Origin of the sequence: Brevundimonas sp., from assembly GCF_036402095.1 — a bacterium.
Classification (GTDB): Bacteria; Pseudomonadota; Alphaproteobacteria; order Caulobacterales; family Caulobacteraceae; genus Brevundimonas.
On record NZ_DASWTO010000117.1, the window covers coordinates 1 to 9,189 of the forward strand.

General features: G+C 67.7%; 14 protein-coding genes and 1 tRNA gene. 2 read left to right on the forward strand and 13 right to left on the reverse strand.

Translation table 11 applies throughout. The annotated features are described in order from the left end of the window. From VGD32_RS08570 to VGD32_RS08620, 11 genes are all read right to left on the reverse strand, one after another. On the reverse strand, nucleotides 1-248 hold a 248-nt coding region (locus VGD32_RS08570; RefSeq protein WP_331031476.1), incomplete at its 3' end, for a 2Fe-2S iron-sulfur cluster-binding protein. Beyond that, complete coding sequence (locus VGD32_RS08575) at nucleotides 248-745, reverse strand: hypothetical protein (RefSeq protein WP_331031477.1); 498 nt, start codon at nucleotides 743-745, stop codon at nucleotides 248-250. The genes VGD32_RS08575 and VGD32_RS08570, both read right to left, overlap by 1 nt. A gap of 2 nt (nucleotides 746-747) precedes the next feature. Then, entirely contained in the window at nucleotides 748-2,061 is a 1,314-nt protein-coding gene (nuoF, locus tag VGD32_RS08580) for an NADH-quinone oxidoreductase subunit NuoF (RefSeq protein ID WP_331031478.1), read from the reverse strand. Beyond that, nucleotides 2,061-2,297 carry a hypothetical protein gene (locus VGD32_RS08585; RefSeq protein ID WP_331031479.1) on the reverse strand — a complete coding sequence of 79 codons (237 nt, stop codon included), beginning with the start codon at nucleotides 2,295-2,297 and terminating at the stop codon, nucleotides 2,061-2,063. The genes nuoF and VGD32_RS08585 overlap by 1 nt, the downstream gene beginning before the upstream one ends. Further along, the gene (locus VGD32_RS08590) at nucleotides 2,294-2,563 is read right to left on the reverse strand and encodes a hypothetical protein (protein WP_331031480.1); all 270 of its coding nucleotides are present in this window, start codon (nucleotides 2,561-2,563) and stop codon (nucleotides 2,294-2,296) included. Before VGD32_RS08590 ends, VGD32_RS08585 begins: the two co-directional genes overlap by 4 nt. After that, the gene (gene nuoE / locus VGD32_RS08595; protein ID WP_331031481.1) at nucleotides 2,560-3,222 is read right to left on the reverse strand and encodes an NADH-quinone oxidoreductase subunit NuoE; all 663 of its coding nucleotides are present in this window, start codon (nucleotides 3,220-3,222) and stop codon (nucleotides 2,560-2,562) included. Before nuoE ends, VGD32_RS08590 begins: the two co-directional genes overlap by 4 nt. After that, nucleotides 3,222-3,410 carry a hypothetical protein gene (locus tag VGD32_RS08600; RefSeq protein WP_331031482.1) on the reverse strand — a complete coding sequence of 63 codons (189 nt, stop codon included), beginning with the start codon at nucleotides 3,408-3,410 and terminating at the stop codon, nucleotides 3,222-3,224. The genes nuoE and VGD32_RS08600 overlap by 1 nt, the downstream gene beginning before the upstream one ends. Further along, nucleotides 3,407-4,672, reverse strand: a complete 1,266-nt coding sequence (locus VGD32_RS08605; RefSeq protein ID WP_331031483.1) for an NADH-quinone oxidoreductase subunit D — start codon at nucleotides 4,670-4,672, stop codon at nucleotides 3,407-3,409. Before VGD32_RS08605 ends, VGD32_RS08600 begins: the two co-directional genes overlap by 4 nt. Then, nucleotides 4,672-5,268, reverse strand: coding sequence for an NADH-quinone oxidoreductase subunit C (locus tag VGD32_RS08610; protein WP_331031488.1), 597 nt, complete (start codon nucleotides 5,266-5,268; stop codon nucleotides 4,672-4,674). Before VGD32_RS08610 ends, VGD32_RS08605 begins: the two co-directional genes overlap by 1 nt. A 23-nt stretch (nucleotides 5,269-5,291) precedes the next feature. Next, nucleotides 5,292-5,945, reverse strand: coding sequence for a NuoB/complex I 20 kDa subunit family protein (locus tag VGD32_RS08615; RefSeq protein ID WP_414644383.1), 654 nt, complete (start codon nucleotides 5,943-5,945; stop codon nucleotides 5,292-5,294). Beyond that, nucleotides 5,915-6,292 carry an NADH-quinone oxidoreductase subunit A gene (locus tag VGD32_RS08620; protein ID WP_331031484.1) on the reverse strand — a complete coding sequence of 126 codons (378 nt, stop codon included), beginning with the start codon at nucleotides 6,290-6,292 and terminating at the stop codon, nucleotides 5,915-5,917. The genes VGD32_RS08615 and VGD32_RS08620 overlap by 31 nt, the downstream gene beginning before the upstream one ends. Before the next feature lie 261 nt (nucleotides 6,293-6,553). Here VGD32_RS08620 and VGD32_RS08625 point away from each other — a divergent pair. After that, nucleotides 6,554-6,630: transfer RNA gene (locus VGD32_RS08625), tRNA-Asp, on the forward strand. A gap of 63 nt (nucleotides 6,631-6,693) precedes the next feature. Here VGD32_RS08625 and VGD32_RS08630 read toward each other — a convergent pair. Both VGD32_RS08630 and VGD32_RS08635 read right to left on the reverse strand, forming a co-directional pair. Continuing rightward, complete coding sequence (locus VGD32_RS08630; protein ID WP_331031485.1) at nucleotides 6,694-7,509, reverse strand: polysaccharide deacetylase family protein; 816 nt, start codon at nucleotides 7,507-7,509, stop codon at nucleotides 6,694-6,696. 94 nt (nucleotides 7,510-7,603) lie between these two features. Beyond that, complete coding sequence (locus VGD32_RS08635; RefSeq protein ID WP_331031486.1) at nucleotides 7,604-7,966, reverse strand: hypothetical protein; 363 nt, start codon at nucleotides 7,964-7,966, stop codon at nucleotides 7,604-7,606. Nucleotides 7,967-8,205: 239 nt separating this feature from the next. On the opposite strand from VGD32_RS08635, the gene VGD32_RS08640 reads away from it, so the two are divergent. Then, nucleotides 8,206-9,189: DEAD/DEAH box helicase (locus VGD32_RS08640; protein WP_331031487.1), on the forward strand; the 984-nt coding region annotated here is incomplete at its 3' end.

Here is a 9,189-nt window from a genome sequence, read left to right on the forward strand (position 1 = left end):
GCCTTCTTGACCATCGGCGTGTCGGTGAAGATCTCCTGGCCCTCGGCGGCCGGCAGGGCGCACGACGCCTGCGGTTTCGGCGGCCCGGGCTTCACCTCGACCAGGCACATGCGGCAGTTGCCGGCGATCGACAGCCGCTCGTGGTAGCAGAAGCGCGGGATCTCATGGCCGGCCTTCTCGGCGACCTGGAGCACGGTCATGCCGGACTCGAACTCGACTTCTACGCCGTTGACCTTGGCGACGGGCATCAGCGGGCCTCTTGCTCAGTCGCCACGGAATACGTCTCCGTGGCGGTCGTCCCATCCGGGAGCGTCGTGTTGATGGTGATGGCCCCGCCGTCAAGGACGAAGCGCGTCACCGGGTCGCCGGACTGGTTCATCCAGCGGTTCTGTTCGGGAGTCGGGGCGTCGACCGGCTTCCAGGTGATCAGGTCACCCTCGACCCGACACTGGGCGCGGCGGCGGCCGCCATCGACCGGGGCGCGCCACGAGGCGTCGACAATCTCGCCGTCGAGACCGTCGATGGCGATGTCGCCGACGGTCTGCCCGTGAATGGCGGCCAGTCCGGCGCGGCAAACCCGCCGCAGGCCCGCGGCGTCCAGCACCGCCGGCGCGTCGGCCACGGCGTCGCTGTCGGCCGGCGTGGTGGAGACCACCTCGGCCGCCGTCGGCGCGGCCTCGTCCGCCCGCTCGCCGCAGGCGGCGAGGGAGACACAGGCGAGCATCAGGGCGGCGGTCGGACGCATCGTCACTCCGCCGCGATCGCGTGGCCGGCGAAGTTCGCGCGGCGGCTACGGTAGGAGGCGATCCGCTCCTCGATTTCGTGGCGGAAATGCCGGATCAGGCCCTGGACCGGCCAGGCCGCGGCGTCGCCGAGGGCGCAAATGGTGTGGCCCTCGACCTGGCCGGCCACGTCCAGCAGCAGGTCGATCTCCGACGGGTCAGCCTCGCCGATCGCCATCCGCTCCAGCACGCGCCACATCCAGCCCGTGCCCTCGCGGCACGGCGTGCACTGGCCGCAGCTCTCGTGCTTGTAGAAATAGCTGATGCGGGCGATGGCGCGGACCAGGTCGGTCGACTGGTCCATGACGATCACCGCGGCGGTGCCGAGTCCCGAACGCATCTCGCGCAGGCTGTCGAAATCCATCAGCGCCGTCTCGGACATCTCGCGCGTGATCAGCGGCACGGACGAACCGCCCGGGATCACCGCCTTCAGATTGTCCCAGCCGCCGCGCACGCCGCCGCAGTGCTCTTCCAGCAGCTGCTTCAGCGGAATCGACATCGCCTCTTCGACGTTGCACGGCCGGTTCACGTGGCCGCTGATGGTCATCAGCTTGGTGCCGGTGTTGTTCGGCCGGCCGAAGCCCGCGAACCAGTCCGCGCCGCGGCGCAGGATGGTGCCGACGACCGCGATCGACTCGACGTTGTTCACCGTGGTGGGGCAGCCGTACAGGCCCGCGCCGGCCGGGAACGGCGGCTTCAGGCGCGGCTGGCCCTTCTTGCCCTCCAGCGATTCCAGCAGGGCCGTCTCTTCACCGCAGATATAGGCCCCGGCGCCGTGGTGGATATAGACGTCGAAGTCCCAGCCATGGACGTTGTTCTTGCCGATCAGCCGGGCCTCATAGGCCTGCTTGACCGCGGCCTCCATGCGTTCGCGCTCCAGCACGTACTCGCCGCGCAGGTAGATGTAGCAGGCGTGCGCCTGCATCGCGAAGCTGGCGATCAGGCACCCCTCGATCAGCAGCTGCGGATCGTGGCGCATGATCTCCCGGTCCTTGGCGGTGCCGGGCTCCGACTCGTCGGCGTTGACCACCAGATAGTGCGGCCGGTCCTTGAGCTCCTTCGGCATGAAGGACCACTTCAGCCCGGTCGAGAAGCCGGCGCCGCCGCGTCCGCGCAGGCCCGAGTTCTTGACGTTGGTGATGATCCAGTCGCGCCCGAGGTCGAGCATGTCCTTGGTGGCGTTCCACGCGCCGCGCTTCTTCGCCCCGTCCAGCGTCCAGTCCTGGAGGCCGTACAGGTTGGTGAAGATGCGATCCTTGTCTTCGAGGATTCCGACCATCAGTTCCGATCTCCGCCGGACCCGGAGGTCTGGCTCATCTTGTTGCGCGCCCAGATCACCAGGCCGGTTCCCATGGCGGCGAACGCCAGGCCGACGATCATCAGCACCGATCCGTCGACATCCGGCACGACCCCGGTCGCGCCGGCGATGGCCAGCACGACGCCGAGCACCAGGCCCGCGACGCCGGCCAGCGCCAGGACGCGGTATCCGTCAGGCTTGCCCGCGCCGGCCGTCATGACTGCATCTCCTGCATGCGCCGGCGGTGATACCGCGTGCGCAGGAAGATCGCGGCCAGCATCAGCGCCCAGCCGACGGCCAGCGCGGCGTATCCGGCCCACTGCACGGCCGGCCCGGCGGCGCCGGCGTAGCCCGCGCCCCAGACGGCGATCGCGCCGAGAATGACCAGGGCGAAGCCGGCCAGCCGCTGGTTGCGGCCGACCACGCGCAGCTCGGCGCGGTACCGGGCCACGGCCTCGGCGTCGGACAGATCCGGGCGCGTCACGCGGTCACCGGATCGCTGTTGGGCAGCTTCCTGATCGGCTGCGCGGCCGAGCCGTCATACAGCGCCGGGTCGGTCAGGGTCAGCGCCCCGCCTTCCGGTTCGGAGCTGGCGCGGCCGGCGCGGCTGCCCGGCCTGGGCTTCTTGCCCGCCGCGAAGTCGTCGATGATCTGGGCCATGCTCGCGGCCGTCAGGTCTTCGAAATAGTAGTCGTTGATCTGGGCCATCGGCGCGTTGGCGCAGGCGCCGAGGCACTCGACCTCCTGCCAGGTGAAGCGGCCATCGGCGCTCAGCGTGTCCTTGGGACCGATCTTGTCCTTGCAGACCTTCATCAGGTCCCCGGCCCCGCGCAGCATGCAGGGCGTGGTGCCGCAAACCTGAATAAGCGCTGCCGATCCAACGGGTTCGAGCATGAACATGGTGTAGAAGGTTGCGACTTCCAGCACCCGGATGAACGGCATGCCCAGCAGTTCGCCGATGGCGCGGATGGCCGGTTCGGAGACCCACCCCTCCTGCTTCTGGACCAGCCACAGGATCGGGATCACTGCCGACTGGCGACGGTCGGCGGGATATTTGGAGATCCACCAGTCGGCCTTGGCCTTCGTCGCCTTCGAGAAGGCGAACGAGGCGGGCTGTTCCTTGGCGAGACGACGAACGCTCATCAGACTTCCATCTCCGAGGACACGACGCCCTCTCCGATCATCTTCTTGCGCACGGACAGCACCTTGTGCTGGCCCTGGCGGCGCAGAAGGAAATTGTGCTTCCAGGTTTCGCCGCTGCTGTCGGTGACGGAATAACCGACCACCTCCCAGCCCTGCTTGATCAGGTCGCTCAGGGGCTTGTCGCTCACCGGTCGACCTCCCCGAACACGATGTCCAGCGAGCCGAGGATGGCGCTCACGTCGGCCAGCATGTGGCCGCGGTTCATCCAGTCCATCGCCTGCAGGTGCCGGAAGCCCGGGGCCGAGATCTTGACGCGGTACGGCTTGTTCGAGCCGTCCGACACCAGATAGACGCCGAACTCGCCCTTGGGGGCCTCCACCGAGGCGTAGACCTCGCCCTCCGGCGTGCGGAAGCCCTCGGTGTAGAGCTTGAAGTGGTGGATCAGCGATTCCATCGACCGCTTCATCTCGCCCCGCCGCGGCGGCACGATCTTGTTGTCCTCGGTGATGACCGGCTCGCCGGGGCAGTTGCGCAGCTTGTGGATGCACTGCTCCATGATCCGCACCGACTGCTTCATCTCCTCGATGCGGCAAAGGTAGCGGTCCCAGCAGTCGCCGTTCTTGCCCACGGCGATATCGAACTCGAGCTCGGCGTAGCACTCGTACGGCTGCGCCTTGCGCAGGTCCCACGGAATGTCCGAGCCGCGCAGCATCACCCCGGTGAAGCCCCAGTCCAGCGCCTGCTGCTTGGTCACCACGCCGATGTCGACGTTGCGCTGCTTGAAGATGCGGTTCTCGGTGACGAGGGACTCGATGTCCTTCAACGCCGCCGGAAACTCGGCGCACCAGCGGCCGATATCGTCGATCAGATCGGGCGACAGATCCTGGTGCACGCCGCCGGGCCGGAAATAGTTGGCGTGCAGACGGGCGCCCGAGGCGCGCTCGTAGAACACCATCAGCTTCTCGCGTTCCTCGAAGCCCCACAGCGGGGGCGTCAGGGCGCCGACGTCCATGGCCTGGGTGGTCACGTTGAGCAGGTGCGACAGGATGCGGCCGATCTCGGAATACAGCACCCGGATCAGCTGGCCGCGGTAGGGCACATCGAGACCCAGGAGCTTCTCGATGGCCAGGCAGAAGGCGTGCTCCTGGTTCATCGGCGCGACGTAGTCGAGGCGGTCCAGATAGGGCACGTTCTGCAGATAGGTGCGCGCCTCCATCAGCTTCTCGGTGCCGCGGTGCAGCAGGCCGATGTGCGGATCGACACGGGTGACCAGCTCGCCGTCCAGCTCCAGCACCAGGCGCAGCACGCCGTGCGCGGCCGGATGCTGCGGACCGAAATTGATCGTGAATTTACGGTCGTCGAGCGCCCGCGCGTGCTCCGTGCGCGGATCGTCCTCGAACACGTCCACGGACGCGCCGATCGGCGCCGGAATGTGGGATCCTTCCGCCATCAGCCCTGCCCCTTCTCGTCGCCCGGCAGCACCGGGGCCGGGTATTCCGCGCCTTCCCACGGCGACAGGAAGTCGAAATTGCGGAACTCCTGGGTCAGCTTGACGGGCTCGTAGACCACCCGCTTCTGCTCCTCGTCGTAGCGCACCTCGACATAGCCGGTCATCGGGAAGTCCTTGCGCAGCGGATAGCCCTGGAAGCCGTAGTCGGTCAGCAGCCGGCGCAGGTCGGGGTGGCCTTCGAACAGCATGCCGTACATGTCGAACGCCTCGCGCTCGAACCAGTCGGCGCATGGGAACACCGACACCGCGCTGGGCACCGGCTGACGCTCGTCGGTCGTCACCTTGACGCGCAGGCGGGCGTTCCGGGTCAGGCTGAGCAGGTGATAGACCACCTCGAACCGCTCCTCACGGTCCGGGAAGTCGACGCCGCAGACGTCCAGCAGCTGCTGGAAGCCGAAGCGGTCGCGCAGCGCGGTCAGCACCTCGACGATGCGTTCGCGCTCGGCCACCAGCGTCAGTTCGCCGAACGCCACCTGGGCTTGCACGCCCAGCGCGCCGACCATCTCGGCGCCCAGCGGCGTCAGGGCCGATTCCATCTCCTCGATACGGGCGACAGCGTTCATCGGTCGATCGTCCCCGTCCGGCGGATCTTCTTCTGCAGCTGCAGCAGGCCGTACAGCAGCGCCTCCGCCGTCGGCGGGCATCCCGGCACGTAAGCATCGACAGGTACAACGCGGTCGCAACCCCGCACGACACTGTAACTATAGTGATAATACCCACCACCGTTGGCACACGAGCCCATGGAAAGCACGTAACGCGGGTCCGGCATCTGATCGTATACTTTACGAAGTGCGGGTGCCATCTTGTTGGTCAGGGTGCCGGCGACGATCATCAGGTCAGACTGACGGGGGCTGGCGCGCGGAGCCATGCCGAACCGCTCCATGTCGAAGCGCGGCATCGAGGCCTGCATCATCTCCACGGCGCAACAGGCCAGGCCGAAGGTCATCCACATCAGCGAACCGGTCCGCGCCCAGTTGATGACGTCGTCCAGGGAGGTGGTGATGAAGCCGCGCTCGCCCAATTCAGCGTTGACCGCCTCGAAGAATTTGTCGTGCACGGCCGGATCGTAGCCCTGCACCAGCGTCCGCCCGGCCTGACCGAAGGCGACCGGCGACGACGGCGCCAGCGACGGCGACGCGCCCTGGTTGCCCGCGCCGATCAGCGGCAGGGTGTTGTCGGTGGTCACTCCCATTCGAGCGCGCCCTTCTTCCATTCGTAGATGAAGCCGACGGTCAGCACGCCGAGGAAGACCATCATCGACCAGAAGGCGAACACCATGCCGGCCCGCGACAGGTCGAACATCGACACCGCCCACGGGAACAGGAAGGCCACCTCCAGATCGAAGATGATGAACAGGATCGAGACCAGATAGAAGCGCACGTCGAACTTCATCCGCGCGTCGTCGAACGCGTTGAAGCCGCACTCATAGGCCGACAGCTTCTCGGAGTCCGGGTTCTTCGGGGCCAGCACCCAGGCGGCCAGCATGAAGCCGAGCCCGAGCGCCGCCGCGATCCCGAGAAAGACCACGATCGGCAGATATTCGAGAAGGAATGCATTCATCCGGAAGGACCTCGTCCGCCGTCGAGGGAGGGGCGGATTCGGCGCTTTCTAGACCCGGAACCGCGCCCGTTCAAACCCATGCGGCGAAAGGTTTTTCTTGAGAATGGTTCGCAGATTGCACGGCCCCGCCCGCCGCCGGCGCCGACCCGCAGAAACCATCGAAAAACTGTCGAACTCGACGGCTTCGTCGCTTGACAGTGCGAGCCCGCCCCGCCTAAACGACGCCCCTCGCCGCGGCGCACTGCTTCGCGGACGGGAAACGCGGGTGTAGCTCAGTTGGTTAGAGTGCCGGCCTGTCACGCCGGAGGTCGCGGGTTCGAGCCCCGTCACTCGCGCCATTCCCTCTGATATCGCAGTCAGGGAATGGCGCCCCGCCGGCGGTGTCCGGCTTTCGCCTCAGATCATCGCAGCGTCAGGACCGGATCGTCGGCCGCCAGAGCCCGCGCCCGGCCCTCCATCCCCGCGGTGATCTGCACGAAGGTGAAGCCCCGGGCGCTCAGCTGGTCCAGCAGATCAGGCAGGGCGCGGATCATCTGCGGCCGCGTCTCGTGCAGGATCAGCACGCCGCCCTGGTTTCGCTCCATCACGTTGAGGGACACGCGCGTGATGCGCGCGGCGGAATAACCGCGCCAGTCGTCGGTTCCGCCCTCGGCGGACAGGACCATCACCCCCCGCTGGTTCAGCCAGCCGGACAGGAACGCGCCTTCGTTGAGGCCAGGAAACCGGAACATCGGCTCCAGACGGGCCCGGTCCGCGGGCGGAGCGTCGGCGAGGGCGGCCTCCAGCGCGCCGTAGCTCCTGCGCACTTCGCTGATCTGCGCCGCGCGGCTCCAGCGCCGCAGACGGGTGGGGTGCGACCAGCTGTGGCTGGCCACATTGTGCCCGCGCCGCACGACCTCGCGGACCCGCTCGGGGTGCAGCTGCACATGCTGGCCGACGAAGAAGAAGGTCGCCTTGATTCCCCGCTCGTCGAGAATGTCGAGCACCTGGCCGTTCCAGACCGGATCCGGACCGTCATCGAACGTCAGGGCGATGGCCCGGGGCGGCAGCGGCGTGCGCGCGTACTGCAGATTGCCGAAACGGCCCGGATCGATCGGCAGCACGGCCAGCCCGGCCCCGGACGGAGGGGGCGGCGTGTCGCGGTCCCTCCCCTCGACGGGCGCGCGCGGCAGCCAGACGGCGAAAACAGCGGTCAGGGCGATCAGAAGCAGTCGCACTCGCCCTCCCCGGCGGTCCGGTCCGCAGGCTAGCGGCGCCGCGGCCCGCGGCGAGCGCGCGCAACCCGTGGGGGATACGATTGGGCGTGGAGCGCTAGGGGTTCCGGCCCGCCAGCAGCACGTTCTGTACGCGACGCCCCAGCGGGTCGCGGGAATGCCAGGTCTCTCCGACGTCCGCGTCGATCATGTCGGTGCAGAAGCGGGGGATCAGCATATTGGGCCGGATATTGGTCAGGCAGACGCGCTCGCCGCGCACCGCCCAGCGGGCCGAGAGACGCCGGCCGTCCGAGAACTGGGCGGCGTAGGTCCCGTCGGGATTGAACCAGTGCTTGACCCAGCCGCCATCGGCATAGCGCGACAGCACGGTGTTTCCGAAGGCGGCGTTGATGTCGGCCCGGCCCGGGCTCGCCACCAGACAGACGGCCGCAAAGGTCGCCACGGCAAGCGTGCGAAGCATACTGTAACCCCTACTCAGCCCTTCCCGCCGCGGACTATTAACAATCGTTTAGGGATTGCCAACCCCCTGCCCCTGTTCCGCGAATAGTTGACTCTGACGTGGGGGCTTCTATATGCGGCCCACGTTCGGGACAGGACTGGCGAATCCGCGCCGCCCGCTCGCCCAGAGACAGGGCGGTTCCGCACATCGCACGACGGCCCGATGCGCGGGACGTCCTTCAGTACCTGTCCAAAGGACCCATGACCGAATTTTCCCAGCTGGGCCTCTCGCCCACGACCCTGCAGGCGGTCGCCGATACCGGCTACACGACCGCCACCCCCATTCAGGCCCAGGCCATCCCCGTGGCCCTCGCCGGCCGCGACGTGCTCGGCATCGCCCAGACCGGCACCGGCAAGACCGCCGCCTTCACCCTGCCCCTGATCGACCGCCTGTCCAAGGGTCGCGCCCGCGCCCGGATGCCCCGCGCCCTTGTGCTGGCGCCGACCCGCGAGCTCGCAGACCAGGTCGCCTCCAGCTTCGAGAAATACGCCAAGGGCACCAAGCTCAGCTGGGTGCTGCTGATCGGCGGCGTCTCCATGGGCGACCAGGTGGCGGCGCTGAACAAGGGCGTCGACGTGCTGATCGCCACGCCCGGCCGGCTTCTGGACCTGTTCGAGCGCGGCAAGATGCTGCTCACCGGGGTCGAACTGATGGTCGTCGACGAGGCCGACCGCATGCTCGACATGGGCTTCATCCCCGACATCGAGCGCATCTTCAAACTGACGCCGCCGAAGCGCCAGACGCTGTTCTTCTCGGCCACCATGCCGCCCGAGATCACCCGGCTGACGACCCAGTTCCTCAAGGATCCGACCCGCATCGAGGCCTCGCGCCCGGCGATGACGGCCGAAACCATCACCCAGTATCTGGTGCGCATCCCGTCCAGCGACCCGAAGATGAAGCGCGCCGCCCTGCGCGCCCTGATCGGTCGCTCCGACGTGCGCAACGGCATCGTCTTCTGCAATCGCAAGTCGGAAGTCGACGTCGTCGCCAAGTCGCTGAAGCAGCACGGCTTCGACGCCGCGCCGATCCACGGCGACCTCGACCAGTCGCTGCGCATGAAGACCCTGGCCGCCTTCCGCTCGGGCGAGCTGAAGCTGCTGGTGGCGTCAGACGTCGCCGCCCGCGGTCTCGACATCCCGGACGTCAGCCACGTCTTCAACTACGACGTCTCGCACCACGCAGAC

What these genes read in the sequence shown, in the direction of transcription:
- VGD32_RS08575 (WP_331031477.1), bottom strand. Translation starts at nt 745, where the DNA reads ATGCGTCCGACCGCCGCCCTGATGCTCGCCTGTGTCTCCCTCGCCGCC.
- nuoF (WP_331031478.1), bottom strand. Translation starts at nt 2,061, where the DNA reads ATGGTCGGAATCCTCGAAGACAAGGATCGCATCTTCACCAACCTGTAC.
- VGD32_RS08585 (WP_331031479.1), bottom strand. Translation starts at nt 2,297, where the DNA reads ATGACGGCCGGCGCGGGCAAGCCTGACGGATACCGCGTCCTGGCGCTG.
- nuoE (WP_331031481.1), bottom strand. Translation starts at nt 3,222, where the DNA reads ATGAGCGTTCGTCGTCTCGCCAAGGAACAGCCCGCCTCGTTCGCCTTC.
- VGD32_RS08605 (WP_331031483.1), bottom strand. Translation starts at nt 4,672, where the DNA reads ATGGCGGAAGGATCCCACATTCCGGCGCCGATCGGCGCGTCCGTGGAC.
- VGD32_RS08610 (WP_331031488.1), bottom strand. Translation starts at nt 5,268, where the DNA reads ATGGAATCGGCCCTGACGCCGCTGGGCGCCGAGATGGTCGGCGCGCTG.
- VGD32_RS08615 (WP_414644383.1), bottom strand. Translation starts at nt 5,945, where the DNA reads ATGGAAGAAGGGCGCGCTCGAATGGGAGTGACCACCGACAACACCCTG.
- VGD32_RS08620 (WP_331031484.1), bottom strand. Translation starts at nt 6,292, where the DNA reads ATGAATGCATTCCTTCTCGAATATCTGCCGATCGTGGTCTTTCTCGGG.
- VGD32_RS08635 (WP_331031486.1), bottom strand. Translation starts at nt 7,966, where the DNA reads ATGCTTCGCACGCTTGCCGTGGCGACCTTTGCGGCCGTCTGTCTGGTG.